The sequence below is a fragment of the Flavobacterium franklandianum genome, from assembly GCF_007097365.1.
In the GTDB taxonomy this organism is placed as follows: Bacteria; Bacteroidota; Bacteroidia; order Flavobacteriales; family Flavobacteriaceae; genus Flavobacterium; species Flavobacterium franklandianum.
In genome coordinates this window covers 114,629-135,675 of record NZ_VJZR01000010.1, presented here as the reverse complement: position 1 = coordinate 135,675, position 21,047 = coordinate 114,629, and the positions used below count along the sequence as shown (strand labels likewise).

Below are 21,047 nucleotides of genomic sequence, written 5' to 3'. Positions count from 1 at the left end.
TTCTATAAAAATTTTGGTACATATATAATTAATCCAATTGCCATTGCTGTAAGTGCTGCAAAAAATACAGCTCCTGCTGCAATGTCTTTGATAAATCCAATTCTCTCATGAAAATTAGGATGAATAAAATCGGCAATTTTTTCTACAGCTGTGTTAATTCCTTCAACACTCATCACTAATCCTATGGCTAATATTTGAAAAAGCCATTCGGTTGTAGTAATATGCATAAAAAAACCAACGAATGTCATTATGATTCCAATAAAAAACTGAACCATAACGCTGTGTTCGGTTGTAATTAATTTTATAGCACCTTTCACAGCAAATGAAACGCTTTTTAATCTTCCGCTAAAGAAAGAATTGTCTTTCTGAAATTCCATACGGTATTAAAGTGCCGCTAAGGCAGCTTCGTATTTAGGCTCGTTCGCAATTTCTGGAACTTGTTCGGTGTAGATAACGGATCCACTTGCATCAACAACAATAATACATCTGGAATGCAAACCTGCTAAAACACCATCGGTAATTTCTAAACCATTGGTTTTGCCAAAATTTCCGTCGTTAAAATCAGATAAAATAACCACATTTTCGATTCCTTCAGCGCCACAAAAACGTTTTTGAGCAAAAGGCAAATCTCTAGAAATACACAATACTTTTGTGTTTTCTAATTTAGACGCAGTTGCATTAAATGTTCTTACAGATGTAGCACAAGTTCCAGTATCAATACTTGGAAAAATATTCAGAACCAAGTTTGTACCAGCAAAATCGGTCAAGGTAGCAATAGAAAGGTCGTTTTTTATTAATTTAAAATCAGCTAGTTTTGTGCCAACCTTTGGTAACTCTCCTGAAGTTTGGATTGGATTTCCGCCTAATGTAATAGAAGCCATAATGTTTGTTGTTTAATGAGGTTCAAAAGTATGAAAATTTATTTACGATTTACGGTTTTGAATTTATGATTTGCTAATTTTATATAAAAATATAACGCTCTGGTTGCGAAAAGCTTTTTAAAATTGAATTTCCAAATCTCTATCTTTTATGGTTAAAAGACATTTATAAAAACAATAACACAAAATAAAAGCCTTAAGAAATTATTTAATTTAGCTTTGTATTAAAAGAAAAACTATAATATAATATCTTATGGATAATAAAAAACGAACCGCATGAAAATTGAAAAATTATGTATAGAATTGAATGAGATTTTACAGTCTATTATTGATAATGAATCAAAAATAGATATTACCATCTCTAATATACACCAAGAATACAGATTAAGTGCTAAAAATTTATGCCGGTATCTTATCCTTAGAACTTTTGATTTAAGAAAATATCAAGCCAGTTTATCTGATTACGGTGTGTCCTCTCTAGGAACTTCCGAAGGTTATGTTTATAGCAATTTGTATAGTGTTGTGAAAAATTTAAAATTAATTCAAGGACTTCCTGTTGCCGAAAAGTCTAATATCGAAATAATAGGTTACGAAAGAAGTAGTGAATTAATTAAGAAAAATGCCAATAATTTATTCAATCAAGGAAGCAGAAGTAATTTTACCGAAATAATGGTCACTCTCCCGAACGAAGCGGCAGAAGATAAATCTATTATTGAAGAAATGGTTCAAAACGGAATGGAAATAGCCCGAATCAATTTAAGCCACGGAGATATTGATATGTGGACAAAAATGGTACAATTCGTCAACGAAATTAAAATTGAAACCAACCATATATTAAAAATTTATATGGATTTGTCAGGTCCAAAAATAAGAACTGCAACCATTGCAATATCCAGAAAAAAAGGAAAAGGAAAGGAAAAAGTAAAGAATGGTATTAATTTAAGAGTTGGGGAACATATTATCTTAACCAAAAGAAAGACTTTAGGAAAAAAATCTAAATTCGGAAAAAAAAATAAACAACTCAAAATGGCTGAAATTGGAGTGATGCTTCCTGAAATAATAGATGATGTCAAAATCGATGACGTTGTTTTATTTGATGATGGAATGATTAAATCGGTCGTTATTTCAAAAACTGATGAAGATATTGAACTCTTAATTACGCATTGCTATAAACCGAAGTTATCCTCTCAAAAAGGGATCAACCTTCCAGATACAAAATTGAACTTGCCGGCTTTAACAGCAAAGGATATTGAAAATTTGCCTTTTGTATGCAAAAATGCCGATATCGTAGGCTATTCTTTTGTGAGAACAGCAGAAGACGTTCAGTTTTTATACGAACAATTAAACCTGAATAATGCTAAAGATTTAGGTGTTGTTTTCAAAATTGAAAACAAAGAAGCTTTTGAAAACCTTCCATTTATCCTACTCGAAGGCATGAAAAGAGATAAAATTGGGGTAATGATTGCAAGAGGCGACTTGGCCGTAGAAATTGGTTTCGAAAGAATCTCAGAAGTTCAAAATGAAATTCTTTGGCTTTGCGAAGCAGCACATATTCCAGTTATTTGGGCAACACAAGTTCTCGAAAATCTGGCCAAAACAGGAATTCCAACTAGAGCAGAAATTAGTGATGTTGTCCAAGGCGTTCAAGCCGAATGTATTATGCTTAATAAGGGTCCTTATATTAATGATGCCATCAAAATGCTCAAAAATATACTAATCAGAATGGAAGCTCATTCCTTAAAGAAAAAGAATTCACTCAGAGCTTTGAATATTGCCAAAAATACCGTCAATCAGTTAATTGGAGAAATAAATACTAAGCAATTAAGCTAAAAAACCATGTCAAAACGAGACGAATTAGAACAATTTCCTTTGTATCAAAAAGCGGAACAAATTTTCAAAATCACGCAAGGAATAGTTGAAATCATTCCTGCTGACAATCAATTTCTGCAAGAAACAACTGTTCGATTTATGTTGGAAGATGCCATGATAATTCCTGCTAAAATTGCGGGAGCTCATGGAGCAGATTTTTATGATTTGAAAATGGAAAACGCCACCATTATCCGTAAGGCTGCACGAGATCTCTATGTTCATGCTGGCAGTTTACGTTTTGAAGAAGATATTCAAGACAAAGATTATATCAATTTATTAAGAGATGAAATCGATGAATTCCGGCTTTTATTCATTGATTGGGTTGCCAGTTTTGATGTTTGGAATTACATCAAAGATGATTGGGGATTGTTCAATCCGCCAGGAGTTAGTGCCCACGATAAAGATCCCAACTACAATATTGACTATAACCCAGAGGATCTTTTTGATTTTGAAGATGACGATGAAAACGATGATGAGTAAATGTATTAAACATACTAAAACTTCAAACGAATATAGATTTGAAAAAAAAATACAATTAACAGTATAAAGAATGAAACCAAAAGATTTTTTCGCAGAAAAAGCAAATGAATACGACAATGAACAGTCTAGAATACAAAATGTGAGCACCATTGCACAAACCATTTTAAACGAAGTCTCCTTTTCGAAAGAAATGAGTATTATGGATTTTGGATCTGGCACAGGATTGTTACTTTTCGAAATTGCGCCTTATGTTGGCAAAATTACAGCGGTTGATATTTCATCGTCAATGATTGCAGTTTTAAAATCGAAAAGGGAGGATATAAAATGTACTTTGGAAATTGTACAAATGGATTTAACCAAAGAAACATTAGATAAAAAATTTGACACTATAATTTCGTCAATGACAATTCATCATATTGAAGATACTTTGGCATTGTTCAAAAAATTCCATTCGTTACTCAAAGATAACGGAACCATAGCCATAGCTGATCTTGACACTGAAGACGGTACCTTTCACACCGAAGACACAGGAGTTTTTCATTGCGGATTCGACCGAGATAATTTTGTTCAAATGGTGAAAAATGCTGGATTCAAAGACATCAAAATTCAAAATGCTAGTACTATCGCTAAACCAACAAACCATTATTCAGTATTTTTAATCACTGCTAAAAAGTAAAAATTGTAAATAACCAACGACTACCGATAGTTCGCAATAACTACTTCATATTCTGAAAATTAAATGTTTTGATTTCAATTAAAATCATTTAAACAGAAAAATATTCCTGTTTTCCAAAACCACCCTCCTATCCTCAAAATTTTCTGACTTCAACCACAAGCCCAGCAAATATTGCGATTCTAAAAACTCATAGAAGATTTTTTTTAACTACCTGTGAATCTTGTAACTTTTTTTAAAAGTATTATAAAATATTTCCTGAACAAGAACCCGAACTTTACAACATTGCAATTGATAGTTAAACAGCAGAAAAAAAACAGAATAAACAACTATATGAATACTATTTTCAAAGGATTAATTTCAGGTTATGGAGCTAGTAAATTAGGTGGTGGCTGTTTTGAAACTGTCATTGTTTTTATAATTATATGGTTTCTATTGGGGCAATGCAGTTAAAATTTAAATTCCATACATAAAAAATTCATTAACAATTAAATAAAAATAATTATGAGCACAGGCAAAGTAGTATTAGGAACAGTGGCAGGACTAGCTATAGGCGGAGTTTTAGGGATTTTATTTGCACCCGAAAAAGGGTCAGTAACTCGTCAACAAATCATGGACAGAGGAAATGATTATGCAGATGAACTAAAATCAAAATACAATGATTTTGCAAATACCCTTTCAGAAAAATTTCAAAGTGGAAAAGAATTTGCACAAGTGGTTGCTGAAAACGGTAAAGCGGAATTCGATGAACTACAAAGTGTAGATCATATGGATTCAAAATACAAACTATAAACAAACACATTATGATTGACAATAGAACACCTATAGCAACGCTTTTTGAGCGGGCGGAAGATTACGGCAAAACAACCTTAAAATTGATAGAGCTAAACGCCATAGACAAATCGGCCGATGTAATTTCATCTCTCGTTTCAAGACTTGCCGTTATAATGACTGTTGTATTGTCAATCTTAATTATTAACATCGGCCTAGCCTTGTGGATAGGAAATTTGCTTGGCGAAATATATTATGGTTTTTTTATAATAGGTGGATTCTATGCTTTTATCGCAATACTTTTAAACGTATTTCGTGACCAATTGATAAAATATCCTGTTAGTAATTCTATTATTAAACAAATGTTGAAACCAAAAACGGTATGAAATGAGCATGACCTAAAATTGGTCACCAACACCAATGAAGATATGCAAATTACATACGACCGATAAAAAAAATAAATATCTAAGTATGAAAAATAAAAATGCAACCGATACACTAAATGAAATGATTATTGTTCAAAGAATGATATATGACAATGATTTGGAACAACTCAAAAATCAGTTTGATGTTGCTTACCAAAGTGTAAAACCCATTAACTTGATCAAAAATCTATTTCACGAAGTAACTGCTTCACCCGAAATTAAAAATGATCTACTTAGCAATATAATTGGATTTGGCACAGGATTTATCTCTAAAAAACTTTTGTTCGGCTTTACTCACAATCCAATCAAAAAAGTATTTGGAACACTATTTGAATTTGCAGTTGCCAATATGGCTTCAAAACATTCAGAAGGAATTAAATCTATTGGAGAAAATATCTTCAAACGTTTTTTTAATAAAAACAAAACCAATCAAAATCTAAATCCTTAATTCGTTAAAAGAGCATTATTTGATTGCCATTGAATTTTATCTAAAAAACTAGCTTATTAAACTTTCTCGATTTCATTTTCATTGTTTTTTGATGTAGCAAAATTATTGACTCTGTGATAAAACATTTAATTCCTCGAAGTTTTCTATTACTTTACAAATTCAAGCAAAAAAATAGTAATTTTGCAGTAATAAAAAATTAAAACTCGCCGAATCAATTTTGGAAATCTATACCAAAATCAGGCAGTTTCTAAAACAATTATATGGCATCAGGTTTTTTCGCACTTTTAGATGATATCGCAGCAATTATGGATGACGTTGCTGTAATGAGTAAAATTGCAGCAAAAAAAACAGCCGGAATTTTGGGCGACGATTTAGCCGTTAATGCCGAAAAAGCCTCTGGATTTATTTCTTCAAGAGAAATTCCTGTTTTGTGGGCAATTGCAAAAGGTTCTTTCATCAATAAATTAATTATTCTTCCTATTGCCTTTCTGCTAAGTTCTTTTTTCCCCTTGGCAATTATTGTCATTTTAATTCTTGGCGGACTTTTTTTGGCTTACGAAGGAGCCGAAAAAATATACGAATTTTTCTTTCCTCACAAGCAAAAATCATTAGATAGTATCCTGCGAGATTTTACCGAAGAAGAAATTCTGGCTCTCGAAAAAGACAAAATAAAATCAGCCATCGTAACCGATTTTATTCTATCGGTAGAGATTGTAATTATTGCGCTGGGTACCGTAATTGGAAAACCTATTACATCACAAATTGCCGTTGTTTCGATAATTGCAATAGTCGCAACAGTTGGTGTATATGGTATTGTGGCATTGATTGTGCGAATGGACGAACTGGGTTTCAAACTTATTGCATTGAATTCAAGAGAACGTAGTTTGTCAAAAACTATAGGGAATATATTGGTTCAAGCCTTGCCTAAAGTCATCAAAAGTTTAACCGTAATTGGCACAATTGCTTTGATATTAGTTGCAGGTGGAATCTTTGTACATAACATCGATTTTCTACATCATTTATTTCCACAATTGTCTTTGATTGTCAAAGAATTTAGTTTTGGATTGATTATTGGGTTTGTTGTTTTAGTAATAGTAAATCTCTTCAAAAAAATATTTAAAAAAAAGTAAGATTTAACTAAACTCTTTACTTCTTTAGGTCAAAATTATTAAAAATATCCTCCTTGGAAAAAAGTTAGCTTCTACAACTCACTTTTCAAAATCCTGAAAAAATTACACAAAAATAGTTTACTTGATTAATAAGACCTGATTTATTTCAGGTTTTTTTGTATAAAAAAAACAAACACAAAGACCTATAAAATTTTTGAAATCAGCTCATTAATACTGTATATTATATATTTCAAAAGTGTGAATATTAAAACAATACCTAAAAATTATATAACAACAAGAATGTATAATAGTTTGAAATTTGTATTGGAAACTATTTTCAATTAAAAATAATTAAATTATGTACTACGAAGATTATTACCTCGGAATGAATATTATTTGGTGGGTTGTTTGGATAATTCTACTCTTTTGGATTTTTGCAATCCCTTTTGATATTCCAGGTCAAAGACGCAAAAAAGATTCAGCCTACGATATTTTACAAAAAAGATATTCTAAAGGTGACATTACAGAATCTGAATATTATGATAAGAAAAAAATCCTAGAAGAAAAATTTAAAATATCTTAAACAACTATCAAATGAAAAATAAAGAACAATATCCCAAAGCAGCAAACGAGCAATTAGAGAATAAAGACGGCTATCCGAAATACCCCGAAAACGAAGATATTTACAATAAATTTGACAAGGAATTTAATATCGATCCTGAAAATATTTCTAAAAAAAAGCCACTTATAAATGATGAAGATCCCGAATGGAACGAAAGAGATATTGATTTAGAACATCCCGGAGATGATTTAGACGTGCCGGGTTCTGACCTAGACGACAGCCAAGAAGACATTGGCAGCGAAGACGAAGAAAACAATTATTATAGCATCGGAGACGACGATGATAACGATTCAGAAAAAAACAACCAATAATGAAAACACTAAAAAAAATAGGCATTTGGATGGATCATTCAATGGCACATATTACTGAATTTGATTCCGAAATAAAAGAAACAAAAATCATTACTTCAGACTTTACTTTTCAAGACAAAGTTGAAACTTTGCAGCATACCGAAAGTGGAATGCACAATAAAGAGCAACAAAAACTGTCAACTTATTACAAGGATTTAGCACAAATTATTAAAAATTTCGACGAAGTAATTCTTTTTGGTCCAACAGATGCAAAAGTGGAACTATACAACGAATTGAAGGAGAACCATCAGTTTGACGCTATTAAAATCGAAGTGAAAAACACCGATAAAATGAGCGATAAAGAACAGTGCAATTTTGTTGATGATTATTTTAAAAGATTTGATTTTAAAACTACAAAAGAATTATAATCAATTTACAAAAAACTAAAAAGCGCAAAACGTAAATTTAGATTTAAAAAGTATCAATTATAAAACTTTTCGTAAATTCCACTGGTATTAAAAAAATGCAAACCTCACAACGGCCATTCTTTGTAAAAATCACTATTTTTGCAATCTAAATTTTGCGATATGCCAAAGAAAAAATACAAAATAGCGGTTATTCAATTGAATCTGAACGATGTTGCCGAAAATAATTTAAAAAAATGTATCAGTTGGGTTCGCGATGCCGCCAGTCAAGGTGCGGAAGTCATTTCCTTACCAGAATTATACAGCAGTCACTATTTTTGTCAAAGTGAAGACGTGGATAATTTTGCTTTAGCAGAACCATTATACAGCACTTCGTTTATCGCTTTTAGTGCTTTGGCAAAAGAATTGGGAGTCGTGATTATTGTTCCTTTCTTCGAAAAAAGAATGGCGGGAATTTACCACAACAGCGCTTATATTATCGATACGGATGGCTCTGAAGCTGGATTGTATCGCAAAATGCACATTCCCGACGATCCACATTTTTACGAAAAATTCTATTTCACACCTGGTGATTTGGGTTTCAAGGCCTTCCCTACTCAAAAAGGAAAAATTGGAACATTAATTTGTTGGGATCAATGGTATCCAGAAGCGGCCCGTTTGACTGCTTTGCAAGGTGCAGATGTGTTGTTTTATCCAACAGCGATTGGTTGGCATCCGTTAGAAAAAGAACAATATGGCGAAAACCAACACGGTGCTTGGATGAACGTGATGAAAGGTCACGCTGTTGCCAATGGCGTATATGTTGCAGCCGCAAATAGAATTGGTTTAGAACAATATTTGCCTGATACCGCAGGAATTCAGTTCTGGGGTTCTTCGTTTATTGCAGGACCACAGGGCGAAATTTTGGCACAAGCCTCGCACGATCAAGAAGAAATCTTGATTGCCGAAGTCGATTTGGATTTACAAGAAAATGTGCGTCAGAATTGGCCTTTCTTTAGAGATAGAAGAATTGATGCTTTTGGCGATATTACCAAAAGAGCGATTGATTAAATTTATTGGCACACAGACATAACGGGTAAAACAGATTTACACTGATTTTTTTTCAAAAATATTATAAAAAAAAGGACTGAAACGATTGTGTTTCAGTCCTTTTTTGTTGCATTTGAATTTATTTTAAAAACCAAATTTTATACCCTAACTACTTCAATATTTTGAAAAAATAACTTTTTACATCATAAAGGGTATAATATTTTAATAAAATTAAAAAAGTATATCAAATTGGGTATTAAATTTTAAAAAAATAGTATATTTGTACTTTAAAAGGTATTAAAATGAAACACCCAAGATAATAGTCCTTGATATACGGGGATATGATTATGGGTGTTCCATCTGACCTTTAAAAACCAATTAAAATAAACAGATGAAAGAAAATCTAAATTCTATCAGTATTCACGTTAAGACAAAACGCAAACAAAACAAACTAACACAACCCGAACTAGCATTAAAAGCAGGAGTCGGATTGCGATTTGTGAGAGATTTAGAACAAGGAAAAAACAGCTTACGAATGGATAAAGTCAATGACGTTTTGCGATTATTTGGAGAAACCCTAGGGGCAGTTCCGATGGATCGAGATAAATTATTAGGAAATGAAATGAGCAAAACTTAATTAAAATCAGTAAAAAAAATTGCGAATTACATTTGACAAATGAAAAAACAATAAAAATTTACAAATGAATAGAAGTGGAAAAGTATATATGAAAAATGTTTTCTGTGGCGTAGTAAGCGAAACTGACGCTGGCTATTTATTTGAATACAACCAAGACTATGTACAAAATAACCAAGCACAAGCAGTAAGTTTAACATTGCCACTAACTGAAAAACCCTATCAAAGCAAAACATTATTTGCCTTTTTTGATGGATTAATCCCCGAAGGATGGCTTTTAGACTTAGCCGAAAGAAACTGGAAAATAAACTATAAAGACAGAATGGGATTGCTCCTCACCTGCTGTACAGATTGCATTGGAGCTGTAAGCGTTGTAAACAATGAAGAATTATAAAAAGAAATATTTAGCTCGATTAGAAAACAACACCACAGAAGTTCAAGAAAAAGAAACGCTGTATGGCAGAAGATGCTTGTATTGTTACGAACCCCTTTTTGACACCACTTCCGATTTTCATCAAGCTTGTAACAAACGGTTTTTTGGGCAACTAAAAACCCCTCAACTGGGGTATAGTTTAGATAATTTACAAGAATTGGCCACACAAGTGATCCAAAGTCAGATGGCGGTTACGGGTGTTCAAGCCAAAGTATCGCTGAGTTTATATAGAAAACAAGAGAAAAATTTAACCAAAAAATTGACCATCGTTGGTCTTTATGGCGATTACATCTTAAAACCACCCTCCGAACATTATGCACAATTGCCCGAATTAGAAAGCGCAACAATGCATATGGCGGCTGTTTGTGGCATCAATGTAGTTCCGCATAGCTTAATCCATTTGCAGGACGGCACTTTGTGTTACATCACCAAACGTGTCGATAGAACCCGAAAAGGAAAACTACGTATGGAAGATATGTGCCAACTAAGCGAACGACTTACCGAAGACAAATACAAAGGAAGTCAAGAGCAAGTGGCCAAATTGATCTTGAAATATTCCTCAAATCCTTTGCTGGATGTTAGTAATTTTTATGAGCAGGTTTTGTTTAGTTTTTTTACCGGAAACACCGATATGCACTTGAAGAATTTCTCGCTTTTAGAAAAAGAAGGACAAGGATTAAGTTTGTGTCCTGCTTATGATTTAGTGCCAACAGCATTAGTAAACCCAGCAGACACCGAAGAATTAGCCTTAACTTTAAACGCAAAAAAGAGAAAACTAAATTACAATGATTTTCTTGCTGCTTATGAAAATGGAGGTTTAAACAAGAAAGTTTTAGACAATACTTTAGAACTTTTCCAGTATTGCAAACCCGAAATGGAAGCCGTTTTAGAAAAAAGTTTTGTGAGTGAGGAATACAAAGAAAACTATTATGCTTTACTAAACAATAGGTACAAGCAATTGGGATTAGAATAAAAAAGGACTGAAACCATAGTGTTTTAGTCCTTTTTTGTTGGGTTGTGATTAAACTTTTTTTTCTGTAAATTATTGTTTTGAGGTAGATATTATAATTGCTCCATAAATTTCATCTTTTCCATAAATTACTGGACTACTATTTTTATTCAATATAGTAACATCCGTTATTTCTTCTTTCTTTAATGGTAAAAATATTGTGTTAAGCGCTTTATCGTATTCAAAAAGAACACCATCTATTGCAATTAATGGTGTATTTGCAATTTGCTCACTTTGAAAAGCAGTTTTAATTATATCAACCAAATAATACATAGAATCATCTTCATTGCCTAACAAAAATATTTTAGATTTTGTAGTTGTAATTATCAGCACTCCTGCTTCACCATAACTACCATAAATAGAAATTCCCACAGGCTTTTTTAACGCTACAATCTTTTCAATAGCGAATTTTGACAATGGCAATTTTTGATTTTCTAAATCTTGAAAGCGAAAAGGAATACCATTGATTACAATAATAGGCTGATTTTTTATTAAACCACTTTCCGCCATTTTAGAAATGGAATCAGAAAGAAATAATTTTTCTTTTCCTTTATCGAGAAGTTCATATCGATTCTGTGAGTAAATCGAATACGACAAAAGAGTAATTATTGTAAGGATAATTTGTTTCATATAATTTATTTTATTGTTTGGTAGAAAGATGCGCGTTTCTAAATAAGAATCCAGTTCTAGAATAAGAAATAATTAACCCTCAAATGTATAAAATTTAGCTTACAAAAATATTATAACTAAAGACTTTTCTCTAAAATTATTCATCGCTAAACTCCAGTAAAATAAATTGGAACCTAGCAAAAAACACCACCCCACATTTATCAATCGCTCCATTTTTATAATCCTTATGAATGCTTATATTTGCGGTCATTAATTTTAGCTTCATTATATGACAACTACAAACAGACGTTTTCCTGCTGAATGGGAAAAGCAAGAGGGAATTTTATTGTGTTTTCCGCATAATGGCAACGATTGGCCAGGGAAATATGAAGCTATTCAATGGGCTTTTGTAGAATTCATCAAAAAAGTAGCGACTTTCGAGCAAGTATTTTTAGTCGTTGCCGATGAAAAACTAAAAGTTAAAGTTACCGAAATGCTAGAATCAGCAACTGTGCAACTAACCAACGTTTCTTTCATCATTCATAAAACCAACAGAAGTTGGATGCGAGATTCTGGGCCAATTATTGTTCAAAACGGAACAAAAAGAGAAGCTTTGAATTTCAATTTTAACGGTTGGGCCAAATATAAAAATATCAATTTAGACAAACACGTTCCTGCAAAAGTGGGCGAATTTCTAAAACTTCCTGTTACACAAGTTATGTATAACGGAAAACCCGTAATCTTGGAAGGCGGAGCGATTGACGTAAACGGAAAAGGGACTTTATTGACTTCGGAAGAATGTTTGATGCATCCTGATATTCAGGTTCGAAATCCAGGTTTTTCCAAAGCGGATTATGAAGCGGTTTTCAAAGAATATTTGGGAATTACCAACGTGATTTGGCTAGGTGACGGAATTGAAGGTGATGATACTCACGGCCATATCGACGATTTATGTCGATTTGTAAACGAAGACACCATCATTACCATTGTAGAAAAAGACCCAAACGACAATAATTACAAACCTTTGCAAGACAACTTAAAACGTTTGCAAAATGCCAAATTAGAAAACGGAAAATCACCAAAAATTGTAGAACTACCAATGCCAAAACGCATCGATTTTGACGGATTGCGATTACCTGCCAGTTATGCCAATTTCTTGATTTTGAACAACTGTGTTTTAGTTCCAACATTCAACGATTCCAACGACAGAATAGCTTTGAACATCATCGCCAATTGTTTCCCCGATAGAGAAATCATCGGAATAAATGCCATCGATTTGATTTGGGGTTTTGGAACTTTGCATTGTTTAAGTCAACAAATTCCTGAATAACAAAAGGACAGTAAAAAATTAAAAATAGCCACAGATTCACAGATTATTATTCAAATCTGTGAATCTGTGGCTAATTTTTTTTGCTTAGTTAGCTGACTTCCAAACATTATTACTTTCGTTAGAATCTGGAAATACATGATCTGGGTCAATAACAATACTTTCTATTTCTTCGGTAGAATTGTATTTGAAGGACCAATCCACATTTTTCTGCCAAATTTCTACAGGCAATTTGAGACGTGAAATTGTTCCGTTTTTTGTTTTTATTTCTAAAACTACGGGCATCACCATTTTTTCAAAATTTTCGATGGTGATTATAGATCCTAACTTTGGATTATTATCAACGTATTTAACCGAATTAATTCCTTGGTCTAACCTCCAATTATGGACAAACCAGCCTCTCCAAAACCAACTTAAATCTTCGCCTGCTACATTTTCAATTGTTCTAAAAAAATCATCTGGGGCGGGATGTTTGTATGCCCAACGTTCCACATAAGTTCTGAAAGCAAAATCAAATCGTTCTGGTCCCAAAATCTGTTCCCGCAAAATTACCAATCCTTGCCCTGGTTTTGAATACCCTAAAGTTCCAATATTTACCTCTTTCATATTATCAGGAGAACTCATCATAATTTCAAGATTTGGATTAGTATATCTCTCAGATTCAATGTGCAAATCAGAAACCTTTCGTTTGTATTCGCCTTTATTAAATTCGACTGAACTTAAAGTATTTATAAAAGTATTAAATCCTTCATCCATCCAAGCAAATAGTCGTTCGTTTGAACCCACAATCATCGGAAACCAAATATGCCCAAACTCATGATCAGTAACACCCCATAAATCAGCATTTTTAGCACTATATTCACAAAAAATGATAGCTGGATATTCCATCCCACCTACAATTCCTGCCACATTTACAGCCGATGGATAAGGATATTCGAACCATTTTTGTGAATAATATTCAATAGAAGTTTTGGCATATTCAGTCGAGCGACTCCAAGCTCCATTACCGTTACTCTCGATAGGATAAGCAGAAATTGCCATTGATTTTTTTCCACTGGGCAAATTAATTTTGGCAGCGTCAATAATAAATGCAGTTGACGAAGCCCAAGCAACATCACGGGCATTTTTAATTTTAAAATGCCAAGTTTTATTCGATTGGGAAAGGGATTTTGAAGTGTTTTTTAATTCTTCGGCTGAACGTATCATAACAGTTTGCTCACTTTTTGAAGCAAGCTCCCAACGCTTTTGCTGTTCTATCGTGTAAACTTCATTAGCATTTACCAATTCACCTGAACAAACCACAAAATGATTGGAAGGCACAGTAATATTAACATCAAAATCACCGTATTCCAAATAAAATTCTGAAGCTCCAAGATACGGATTGGTATTCCACCCTTGAATATCATCATAAACACACATCCTAGGATACCATTGTGCTACGGTAAAAATTTTACCAAACATTGTCCCCAATATTCCCATCCGATCGGAACCTTCATTAGGAGAAATAAAAGAAAAATCAATTTTTATTTTAACGTTTCCTCCTTTTGAATTCAATTCTTGAGGCAGAAAAACCTGCATTCGGGTATCGGTAATTATAAATTTTACCTCTTTTTCAGTAGAAATCCCTTTATTTAAAACTATAATTTTTACTGATTTTATCTTAAAACCTCCATCAAAAATTTGTCCTTGAGCACCATTTCTACTGCCTTTTATTGGAATTACAGCATTGCCACGAGAATCATCTTTAAATAAATTTTGGTCCAAATGCATCCACAAAAAAGCCATCTTGTCGGGACTATTATTGGTGTAAGAAACAATACTGGTTCCCGAAATTTCATTTTTTGCCTCGTCTAATTTTGCCGATAATTGATAATCGGCTCTGTTTTGCCAATACTCAAATCCCGGCTGACCACTTGCAGAGCGTGTATTCGTTCCGTTTTTAGTGTAAAAAAAAGGCGCGAAAGTTTCTTGATAATTATATTTTGACAGCTGCTTTGTTGCATTTTCTTGTGACCAAATGTTCGAAATCATTAATAATAAAACCAATCGAAATAGAGCTTTGAAAGAATTATTTTCCATTTTGTAAATTTATTGCTGCAAATTAAAGAAAAATAAACGTTTCAGCCCGAATTGATCAATATTTATTAATTAAAAATTAATTTGTTACAGGATTTGCTTCATTCTTATATCAAAATTTAAATTTATGAAATATATTTACAACTCAAAAAAAATCATAATATAAATTGTACCTATTTTGACAACATCAATTTCAAATTCTAATTTAACAGCTCAAATAAAACACTTGGGAGCTGAATTATTTTCTCTAAAAAACAAACAAAATAAAGAATACATTTGGGAAGGAAATCCAACATTTTGGGGGAAACATTCTCCAATTTTGTTTCCAATAATTGGCTCTTTAAAAAATAATTCTTATATATATAATGAAAAAGAATATGAGTTAAACAGGCACGGTTTTGCTAGAGAAATGGAATTTGAATTAATTAAAAAAACGGAGGAAAGTGCAACATTTTCTTTATTTTCAACATTAGAAACAAAAAAAATATATCCATTCGATTTTGAATTACAGATTTGTTATTCATTGAAAAACAACAAATTAAATATTGATTATAAAGTCATTAATAAAAATGAAATAACAATGCCGTTTGCCATTGGAGCACATCCTGCATTTGCCCTGCCAGGAAACTTTAATGACTATAGTCTTGAATTCCAACAAGATGAAACTCTAAAATATTATCTTTTAGAAGAAGGCTTAATTTCGAATAGTACAAATGAACTTCAACTTTATAATAGTCAACTAGGTTTAACGTATCAATTGTTCGAAAAAGATGCTTTGGTATTTAAAACTTTAAAATCTAAAACAATAACCATTTTAAAAAACGCAAATCCAATATTGAAAGTAAATTTTACAGATTTTCCAAATTTAGGTATTTGGACAGTTGTAAATGCTCCTTTTTTGTGCATTGAACCTTGGTTTGGCTATTCGGATACGTTAAATGAATATGATGATTTTTCAAAAAAGGAAGGTATTCAGCTTTTGAAAAAAAACGAAACCTTCGAATCAAATTATAGTATCGAAATTTTTTAATATATGTTAGACATTAATTTTTCTCCTTTTCACAACCTAGAAACCGAACGTTTGCTGCTAAGAAGATTAGCAAATGAAGATGTGAATGAAATATTAGCTCTTCGATCAGATCAAGAAGTGATGAAATACATTCCTAGACCTCTTGCAAAAACTAATGAAGAGGCTTTGGCGCATATTGCCATGATTAATGAAAAAATCGATTCTAATGAAGGAATAAATTGGGCAATTACTCTGAAAGGCAATCCTAGACTCATAGGAATTATTGGTCATTATAGAATAAGACCCGAACATTTTAGAGCTGAAATTGGCTATATGTTACTTCCTGTTTATAATGGAAATGGCATCATTTCCGAAGCTATAAAAGAAGTTGTAAATTATGGTTTTGAAGTGATGAAACTCCATTCGATAGAAGCTATAATTGATCCTGAAAATTTTGCATCGGAGAGAGTATTGCAAAAAAATGGCTTTTTAAAAGAAGCCCATCTGAAAGAAAACGAATATTATGAAGGTCGATTTTTAGATACTGTAATTTATTCTATTTTGAATCAACATTAATTTATATTTTATCGAAAATAATTTATATTTTCGTAAAATAAAACCAAAATTTCATGAAAAAATTTTTCATATTTTCTTTCCTACTAATTTCTATTTTTTCTCAAAGTCAAACTTATATAAAAGGTAATGCTGCAACGGCTTTGGTTTTATTTCCAAATATTGGAATAGAAACTAGCATCGGAAAAAAAATCACTTTTCAGGCTGACGTAATGGCTTCTTTTTGGGAATCATTTAATGGACATCATCCCATGAAATTTTATTCATTAGTTACTGAAGTGCGCTATCATTTTCACGAAAAATACAACGGTTTTTATTTTGGAGGACATGCAGGAGCAGATCGATACCAACTACAAAAATGGAACTATTGGGATACTAATATGTACGAAGATGGTTTTGGATACAAATTTGGAGGAACAATTGGATACGAGAAAAAAATAAATGATAGATTAATGCTAGATTTCTTTATTGGAGGTGGTTGGCATCAAGGATTTTACAAAGGATATTATAATGACGGAACTCCCGGAAAATATGAAAACGCTGAACATTGGAACAAAAGTGGCGATTGGCTTCCTTATCGTGGTGGAATAATGATTTCGTATCGTTTAAATTAGATACTAAGTTTAGGAATTGTTTTCACATACAGTTCTTCTACTTTTTTTCTAGCCCAATCTGTCTTTCTTAAAAAAGTCAAGCTTGATTTTATACTTGGTTTATCCGTAAAACATTTAATTTTTATCAATTCACCCAAAGAGTCAAATCCATAAAAATCGACAAGAATTTCCAAAATTCTTTGTAATGTAATTCCGTGCAACGGATCTTTTGATTGTGACTTTTCCATATTGCAAATTTATGGCATTTTTATATATTTCTTTGGTGTTTCATTCAATTGTATCTACATTTGCCATCCGATGCTAAAAACAATCAACATACTTAATAAAAGAGCCCGTTTCGACTATGAAATAATCGAAAAATTTACGGCTGGAATCGTTTTGGCTGGAACCGAAATAAAATCGATTCGGTTGGGAAAAGCCAATATTACGGAAAGTTTTTGCGAATTTAGTGGAACCGAGCTTTTTGCAATCAATACTTACATTGAAGAATATGCCTTTGGCAACCAATTTAACCACAAAGCCAGAAGCGAACGCAAACTTTTGTTGAACAAAAGAGAACTAAAAGGTTTGGCGAGAAGCGTTCAAGCCAAAGGTTTAACAATTGTTCCTTTGAAATTATTTACCAACGAAAAAGGAATGGCCAAACTAGAAATTGGACTTTGCAAAGGGAAAAAAACCTACGACAAACGCGAATCACTTAAAGAACAAGACACTAAGCGCGATCTCGATAGAATAAAAAAATCTTTTTAGTTTTATTTATACAATAGCTATTCAAATTTGACAAAATGTTTTTTTATCGAAAAAATTATGACTAAATCTGTCAAGACTTTAAATGTAATGAAAAATGAAAACACTACTCAAAAATGCAAGAGAACAAAAAGGATTAAAGACTAGAGAAGTGGCACAAATTTTAGGAATTGACCAAGCTTTAATCAGTAAATTCGAAAAGGGTTCGAGGAAACCAACCAAAGATCAAGTCATTAAGTTGGCTTCTTTGCTAGAAATCGACTTTGAAACTTTAATGGTTGCTTGGCTCAAAGAAAAAATTCTTTATGAAATAGGACAAGATGATTTTGCCCTGAAAGCAATGAATCTGGTCCGCGAAGAGGTTGAAAATAGCTGCGTTGCCGTAAAAAATACCCTTTCTAAAAACTTATTGTCTATCCTTAATGAGATAGATACTTTGAAAGCAAAATTGGATCAATTTAGACAGTTTGACAGTTATAGAATTGATCATGCATTAGAACTCGAATACACTTTTGAAAGCAATCGAATCGAAGGAAATACAATGACACTTCGCGAAACTGATTTGGTTATCAACGAAGGTTTAACCATTTCTGGAAAAAGTATGCGAGAACATCTTGAAGTCATCAATCATCATGAAGCGATTGTTAATATCAAACATTTGATGGATAAAAACACCACTTTAAATGATCGAGAAGTTCTATCTATTCACAACTTGATTCTTCGTGGTATCAATCCCGAAGATGCTGGGCGATATCGTAGAGTACAAGTAATGATTAAAGGAAGTTCATTTATGCCTCCGCAACCGTTTTTGGTTTCTAAGGAAATGGAAGATTATTTTATTTGGTATGAAACCAATAAAAATGCCTTACATCCAATAGTTTTGGCAGCAGAACTTCACGAGCGTTTGGTTACTATTCATCCTTTTATTGATGGAAATGGCAGAACTTCTCGTTTGGTAATGAATCTAATTTTGTTGCAAAACGGCTATGTAATTGCCAATATAAAAGGAGATTATGATTCTAGAATGCAGTATTACAATGCACTAGAAACTGCTCAAACCAAAAACAACAAAGAGGATTTTCTCTTGTTTATTGCTCAAACCGAGAAAGAAAGTTTAGAGCGTTATCTTGAAATTATTGGTCAATAAAAATGCCGTCTAGTTCTTAAAAAACGAGACGGCATTTTATCCATTTTGATACAACTGACATTTATGTGAAACACATAAGAATTAAACCATTTCCAGTAGAACCTTTAATTTTTATTCTCCAATAAAGGAACAAATTTAAAATCTCCAAATTCGTGTTTTTCAAACTGAGTTTCATTTTTTCGGATAAGCAAAGTCATAATTTGAACATCTTCGCCAAGCGGAATTACAAGCCTTCCTCCTATTTTTAGTTGTGCCATCAAAGCTTGCGGTATTATTGGCGCACCAGCCGTAACGATAATACTGTCAAAAGGAGCGTGATTGGGTAACCCTTTATAACCGTCTCCAAAAGAAAGATGTTTTGGGCGTATTCCAATTTCTAATTTTGGCAATAAAGCCGAAGTTTGTTTGAATAATTCGTTTTGCCTTTCTACGCTGAAAACTTTAGCTCCCATCAAACACAAAACAGCTGTCTGATAACCAGAACCCGTTCCAATTTCAAGAATTTTATGGTCTTTTTTTACTTCTAATAACTGACTCTGAAAAGCCACCGTATAAGGTTGCGATATGGTTTGTCCAGCACCAATTGGAAATGCTTTGTCTTGATAAGCATAATCGGCAAAGCTGGAATTCAAGAAGAGATGTCGTGGTATTTTACTAATAGCTTCCAAAACACCTTTATCTGTAATTCCTTTTTCTTTCAAAAGGGTTACTAATTGATTGCGAAGTCCTTGATGTTTGGCAGTATCTTTCAAAATTTGGGTTGATTTATTTCGGTAAAAATAAACTTTAAATATTCAAAAATCAAGTAACAATTTCCAAAACTTTAAACAACAAAATATAGACAATAAACAAATAAATTTTATATTTGTTGAAAATCATTTTTATGTTAAAAGTAGGCGTTTTAGGTGCTGGGCATCTTGGAAAAATACATTTGAGATTGTTACAACAATCTGAAAAATATGAATTAGTTGGTTTTTATGACGAAAACCAAGAAAATGGAGAAAAAGTGGCAAAGGAATTTGGCTACAAGCAATTCTCCACAATCGCCACTTTAATCCACGCCGTCGATGTTATCGATATTGTAACGCCCACACTTTCGCATTTCAAATGTGCCAAAGTTTCCATAAAATCGGGTAAACATGTTTTTATAGAAAAACCCATTTCAAATACCGTTGCCGAAGCGGAAGAAATCATAGCTTTAGCCAAAGAATATAACCTCAAAGGTCAAGTAGGTCACGTCGAAAGATTCAATCCTGCGTTCAAAGCGACCAAAAATATGATTGAAAATCCGATGTTTATTGAAACCCATCGATTAGCTGAATTCAATCCACGTGGCACTGATGTTCCCGTAGTTTTAGACTTAATGATTCACGATATTGATGCTATTTTGAGTGTAGTAAATTCGAAAGTGAAAGACATTCACGCCAGTGGAGTTTCGGTAATTAGTGATACTCCTGATATTGCCAATGCTCGAATTGAATTCGAAAATGGCTGTGTTGCTAATTTAACTGCCAGCCGAATTTCAATGAAAAATATGCGTAAATCACGTTTCTTCCAGAAAGATGCTTATATCTCAGTTGACTTTTTGGAGAAAAAATGTGAGGTTGTAAAAATGAAAGATGCTCCCGAAATTCCTGGAGATTTTGATATTATTCTACAAAATGCCGAAGGTGTAAAAAAACAAATCTACTTTTCGAATCCCGATGTGGAGCAAAACAACGCCATTCTGGACGAATTGGAATCATTTGCCGACGCCATCAATAATGACACTACTCCAGTGGTAACATTGGAACAAGCTACAGAAGCTTTAAGAGTGGCGTACCAAATTATTGATTGTTTTAAGTAAAAAA

27 protein-coding genes are annotated in these 21,047 nt (G+C 32.6%); 21 read left to right on the top strand and 6 right to left on the bottom strand.

What is annotated here, in order from left to right; all coding sequences use genetic code 11:
• Positions 1-2 precede the first annotated feature (2 nt).
• Together FNW17_RS11900 and tpx are read right to left on the bottom strand one after the other, a co-directional pair.
• Positions 3-377 (bottom strand): diacylglycerol kinase, encoded by a 375-nt coding sequence (locus FNW17_RS11900; RefSeq protein WP_143391687.1) that lies wholly within the window; start codon positions 375-377, stop codon positions 3-5.
• A 6-nt stretch (positions 378-383) separates the two neighbouring features.
• Positions 384-881, bottom strand: coding sequence for a thiol peroxidase (gene tpx, locus FNW17_RS11895; protein ID WP_143391688.1), 498 nt, complete (start codon positions 879-881; stop codon positions 384-386).
• A gap of 273 nt (positions 882-1,154) precedes the next feature.
• Between tpx and FNW17_RS11890 the strand changes: the two genes are divergently transcribed.
• The 14 genes from FNW17_RS11890 to FNW17_RS11825 all read left to right on the top strand — a co-directional run bounded on the left by FNW17_RS11890 (position 1,155) and on the right by FNW17_RS11825 (position 11,059).
• The gene (locus tag FNW17_RS11890; RefSeq protein ID WP_144071742.1) at positions 1,155-2,708 is read left to right on the top strand and encodes a pyruvate kinase; all 1,554 of its coding nucleotides are present in this window, start codon (positions 1,155-1,157) and stop codon (positions 2,706-2,708) included.
• 6 nt (positions 2,709-2,714) lie between these two features.
• On the top strand, positions 2,715-3,227 hold the full coding sequence (locus FNW17_RS11885) for a hypothetical protein (RefSeq protein WP_144071741.1): 513 nt from the start codon (positions 2,715-2,717) through the stop codon (positions 3,225-3,227).
• A gap of 70 nt (positions 3,228-3,297) precedes the next feature.
• Positions 3,298-3,903, top strand: a complete 606-nt coding sequence (locus FNW17_RS11880) for a class I SAM-dependent methyltransferase (protein WP_144071740.1) — start codon at positions 3,298-3,300, stop codon at positions 3,901-3,903.
• Between the two features lie 501 nt (positions 3,904-4,404).
• On the top strand, positions 4,405-4,692 hold the full coding sequence (locus FNW17_RS11875; protein WP_144071739.1) for a YtxH domain-containing protein: 288 nt from the start codon (positions 4,405-4,407) through the stop codon (positions 4,690-4,692).
• A gap of 11 nt (positions 4,693-4,703) precedes the next feature.
• On the top strand, positions 4,704-5,057 hold the full coding sequence (locus FNW17_RS11870; RefSeq protein WP_235893011.1) for a hypothetical protein: 354 nt from the start codon (positions 4,704-4,706) through the stop codon (positions 5,055-5,057).
• 85 nt (positions 5,058-5,142) lie between these two features.
• The gene (locus tag FNW17_RS11865; protein WP_126563164.1) at positions 5,143-5,544 is read left to right on the top strand and encodes a hypothetical protein; all 402 of its coding nucleotides are present in this window, start codon (positions 5,143-5,145) and stop codon (positions 5,542-5,544) included.
• 260 nt (positions 5,545-5,804) lie between these two features.
• On the top strand, positions 5,805-6,674 hold the full coding sequence (locus tag FNW17_RS11860) for a DUF808 domain-containing protein (protein WP_144071738.1): 870 nt from the start codon (positions 5,805-5,807) through the stop codon (positions 6,672-6,674).
• Between the two features lie 337 nt (positions 6,675-7,011).
• The gene (locus FNW17_RS11855; protein WP_185964848.1) at positions 7,012-7,236 is read left to right on the top strand and encodes an SHOCT domain-containing protein; all 225 of its coding nucleotides are present in this window, start codon (positions 7,012-7,014) and stop codon (positions 7,234-7,236) included.
• An 11-nt stretch (positions 7,237-7,247) separates the two neighbouring features.
• Positions 7,248-7,586 (top strand): hypothetical protein, encoded by a 339-nt coding sequence (locus tag FNW17_RS11850; protein WP_144071737.1) that lies wholly within the window; start codon positions 7,248-7,250, stop codon positions 7,584-7,586.
• Positions 7,586-7,993 carry a hypothetical protein gene (locus tag FNW17_RS11845; protein WP_144071736.1) on the top strand — a complete coding sequence of 136 codons (408 nt, stop codon included), beginning with the start codon at positions 7,586-7,588 and terminating at the stop codon, positions 7,991-7,993. The genes FNW17_RS11850 and FNW17_RS11845 overlap by 1 nt, the downstream gene beginning before the upstream one ends.
• Before the next feature lie 159 nt (positions 7,994-8,152).
• Positions 8,153-9,040, top strand: a complete 888-nt coding sequence (locus FNW17_RS11840) for a carbon-nitrogen hydrolase (RefSeq protein ID WP_144071735.1) — start codon at positions 8,153-8,155, stop codon at positions 9,038-9,040.
• A gap of 370 nt (positions 9,041-9,410) precedes the next feature.
• Positions 9,411-9,656: a helix-turn-helix transcriptional regulator gene (locus tag FNW17_RS11835; RefSeq protein WP_144071734.1), complete on the top strand. Its 246-nt coding sequence runs from the start codon at positions 9,411-9,413 to the stop codon at positions 9,654-9,656.
• Between the two features lie 64 nt (positions 9,657-9,720).
• A complete protein-coding gene (locus FNW17_RS11830; RefSeq protein WP_143391699.1) occupies positions 9,721-10,047 on the top strand; it encodes a HipA N-terminal domain-containing protein in 327 nt (108 codons plus the stop codon).
• Positions 10,034-11,059: a HipA domain-containing protein gene (locus FNW17_RS11825; protein WP_144071733.1), complete on the top strand. Its 1,026-nt coding sequence runs from the start codon at positions 10,034-10,036 to the stop codon at positions 11,057-11,059. The genes FNW17_RS11830 and FNW17_RS11825 overlap by 14 nt, the downstream gene beginning before the upstream one ends.
• A 69-nt stretch (positions 11,060-11,128) precedes the next feature.
• On the opposite strand, the gene FNW17_RS11820 is transcribed toward FNW17_RS11825, so the two are convergent.
• On the bottom strand, positions 11,129-11,725 hold the full coding sequence (locus FNW17_RS11820) for a SusC/RagA family TonB-linked outer membrane protein (protein ID WP_143391701.1): 597 nt from the start codon (positions 11,723-11,725) through the stop codon (positions 11,129-11,131).
• Between the two features lie 268 nt (positions 11,726-11,993).
• On the opposite strand from FNW17_RS11820, the gene FNW17_RS11815 reads away from it, so the two are divergent.
• Positions 11,994-13,034, top strand: a complete 1,041-nt coding sequence (locus tag FNW17_RS11815; protein WP_144071732.1) for an agmatine deiminase family protein — start codon at positions 11,994-11,996, stop codon at positions 13,032-13,034.
• An 84-nt stretch (positions 13,035-13,118) separates the two neighbouring features.
• On the opposite strand, the gene FNW17_RS11810 is transcribed toward FNW17_RS11815, so the two are convergent.
• The gene (locus FNW17_RS11810) at positions 13,119-15,110 is read right to left on the bottom strand and encodes a M1 family metallopeptidase (RefSeq protein ID WP_143391703.1); all 1,992 of its coding nucleotides are present in this window, start codon (positions 15,108-15,110) and stop codon (positions 13,119-13,121) included.
• 175 nt (positions 15,111-15,285) lie between these two features.
• Between FNW17_RS11810 and FNW17_RS11805 the strand changes: the two genes are divergently transcribed.
• The 3 genes from FNW17_RS11805 to FNW17_RS11795 are packed head-to-tail and all read left to right on the top strand — an operon-like array spanning position 15,286 to position 17,303.
• Positions 15,286-16,137, top strand: a complete 852-nt coding sequence (locus FNW17_RS11805) for an aldose 1-epimerase family protein (protein WP_144071731.1) — start codon at positions 15,286-15,288, stop codon at positions 16,135-16,137.
• A gap of 3 nt (positions 16,138-16,140) precedes the next feature.
• Positions 16,141-16,692, top strand: coding sequence for a GNAT family N-acetyltransferase (locus FNW17_RS11800; protein ID WP_144071730.1), 552 nt, complete (start codon positions 16,141-16,143; stop codon positions 16,690-16,692).
• A gap of 53 nt (positions 16,693-16,745) precedes the next feature.
• Positions 16,746-17,303, top strand: coding sequence for a DUF3575 domain-containing protein (locus tag FNW17_RS11795; RefSeq protein ID WP_144071729.1), 558 nt, complete (start codon positions 16,746-16,748; stop codon positions 17,301-17,303).
• On the opposite strand, the gene FNW17_RS11790 is transcribed toward FNW17_RS11795, so the two are convergent.
• Positions 17,300-17,530 (bottom strand): VF530 family protein, encoded by a 231-nt coding sequence (locus tag FNW17_RS11790; RefSeq protein ID WP_143391707.1) that lies wholly within the window; start codon positions 17,528-17,530, stop codon positions 17,300-17,302. The genes FNW17_RS11795 and FNW17_RS11790 overlap by 4 nt on opposite strands.
• A 70-nt stretch (positions 17,531-17,600) precedes the next feature.
• On the opposite strand from FNW17_RS11790, the gene smpB reads away from it, so the two are divergent.
• Both smpB and FNW17_RS11780 read left to right on the top strand, forming a co-directional pair.
• Complete coding sequence (gene smpB, locus FNW17_RS11785) at positions 17,601-18,053, top strand: SsrA-binding protein SmpB (RefSeq protein WP_144071728.1); 453 nt, start codon at positions 17,601-17,603, stop codon at positions 18,051-18,053.
• 94 nt (positions 18,054-18,147) lie between these two features.
• Complete coding sequence (locus FNW17_RS11780) at positions 18,148-19,197, top strand: Fic family protein (protein ID WP_144071727.1); 1,050 nt, start codon at positions 18,148-18,150, stop codon at positions 19,195-19,197.
• A 104-nt stretch (positions 19,198-19,301) separates the two neighbouring features.
• Here the strand turns inward: FNW17_RS11780 and FNW17_RS11775 are convergent, their stop codons facing one another.
• Positions 19,302-19,949 (bottom strand): protein-L-isoaspartate(D-aspartate) O-methyltransferase, encoded by a 648-nt coding sequence (locus FNW17_RS11775; protein WP_143391710.1) that lies wholly within the window; start codon positions 19,947-19,949, stop codon positions 19,302-19,304.
• A gap of 131 nt (positions 19,950-20,080) precedes the next feature.
• On the opposite strand from FNW17_RS11775, the gene FNW17_RS11770 reads away from it, so the two are divergent.
• Positions 20,081-21,043, top strand: a complete 963-nt coding sequence (locus FNW17_RS11770; RefSeq protein ID WP_144071726.1) for a Gfo/Idh/MocA family protein — start codon at positions 20,081-20,083, stop codon at positions 21,041-21,043.
• Positions 21,044-21,047 lie beyond the last annotated feature (4 nt).

Coding starts and splice junctions, on each gene's coding strand:
- FNW17_RS11900 (WP_143391687.1), bottom strand. CDS start 377: ATGGAATTTCAGAAAGACAATTCTTTCTTTAGCGGAAGATTAAAAAGC.
- FNW17_RS11770 (WP_144071726.1), top strand. CDS start 20,081: ATGTTAAAAGTAGGCGTTTTAGGTGCTGGGCATCTTGGAAAAATACAT.
- FNW17_RS11845 (WP_144071736.1), top strand. CDS start 7,586: ATGAAAACACTAAAAAAAATAGGCATTTGGATGGATCATTCAATGGCA.
- smpB (WP_144071728.1), top strand. CDS start 17,601: ATGCTAAAAACAATCAACATACTTAATAAAAGAGCCCGTTTCGACTAT.
- FNW17_RS11855 (WP_185964848.1), top strand. CDS start 7,012: ATGTACTACGAAGATTATTACCTCGGAATGAATATTATTTGGTGGGTT.
- FNW17_RS11790 (WP_143391707.1), bottom strand. CDS start 17,530: ATGGAAAAGTCACAATCAAAAGATCCGTTGCACGGAATTACATTACAA.
- FNW17_RS11880 (WP_144071740.1), top strand. CDS start 3,298: ATGAAACCAAAAGATTTTTTCGCAGAAAAAGCAAATGAATACGACAAT.
- FNW17_RS11860 (WP_144071738.1), top strand. CDS start 5,805: ATGGCATCAGGTTTTTTCGCACTTTTAGATGATATCGCAGCAATTATG.
- tpx (WP_143391688.1), bottom strand. CDS start 881: ATGGCTTCTATTACATTAGGCGGAAATCCAATCCAAACTTCAGGAGAG.
- FNW17_RS11825 (WP_144071733.1), top strand. CDS start 10,034: ATGAAGAATTATAAAAAGAAATATTTAGCTCGATTAGAAAACAACACC.
- FNW17_RS11795 (WP_144071729.1), top strand. CDS start 16,746: ATGAAAAAATTTTTCATATTTTCTTTCCTACTAATTTCTATTTTTTCT.
- FNW17_RS11875 (WP_144071739.1), top strand. CDS start 4,405: ATGAGCACAGGCAAAGTAGTATTAGGAACAGTGGCAGGACTAGCTATA.
- FNW17_RS11890 (WP_144071742.1), top strand. CDS start 1,155: ATGAAAATTGAAAAATTATGTATAGAATTGAATGAGATTTTACAGTCT.
- FNW17_RS11865 (WP_126563164.1), top strand. CDS start 5,143: ATGAAAAATAAAAATGCAACCGATACACTAAATGAAATGATTATTGTT.
- FNW17_RS11780 (WP_144071727.1), top strand. CDS start 18,148: ATGAAAACACTACTCAAAAATGCAAGAGAACAAAAAGGATTAAAGACT.
- FNW17_RS11800 (WP_144071730.1), top strand. CDS start 16,141: ATGTTAGACATTAATTTTTCTCCTTTTCACAACCTAGAAACCGAACGT.
- FNW17_RS11815 (WP_144071732.1), top strand. CDS start 11,994: ATGACAACTACAAACAGACGTTTTCCTGCTGAATGGGAAAAGCAAGAG.
- FNW17_RS11835 (WP_144071734.1), top strand. CDS start 9,411: ATGAAAGAAAATCTAAATTCTATCAGTATTCACGTTAAGACAAAACGC.
- FNW17_RS11840 (WP_144071735.1), top strand. CDS start 8,153: ATGCCAAAGAAAAAATACAAAATAGCGGTTATTCAATTGAATCTGAAC.
- FNW17_RS11830 (WP_143391699.1), top strand. CDS start 9,721: ATGAATAGAAGTGGAAAAGTATATATGAAAAATGTTTTCTGTGGCGTA.
- FNW17_RS11810 (WP_143391703.1), bottom strand. CDS start 15,110: ATGGAAAATAATTCTTTCAAAGCTCTATTTCGATTGGTTTTATTATTA.
- FNW17_RS11820 (WP_143391701.1), bottom strand. CDS start 11,725: ATGAAACAAATTATCCTTACAATAATTACTCTTTTGTCGTATTCGATT.
- FNW17_RS11870 (WP_235893011.1), top strand. CDS start 4,704: ATGATTGACAATAGAACACCTATAGCAACGCTTTTTGAGCGGGCGGAA.
- FNW17_RS11850 (WP_144071737.1), top strand. CDS start 7,248: ATGAAAAATAAAGAACAATATCCCAAAGCAGCAAACGAGCAATTAGAG.
- FNW17_RS11885 (WP_144071741.1), top strand. CDS start 2,715: ATGTCAAAACGAGACGAATTAGAACAATTTCCTTTGTATCAAAAAGCG.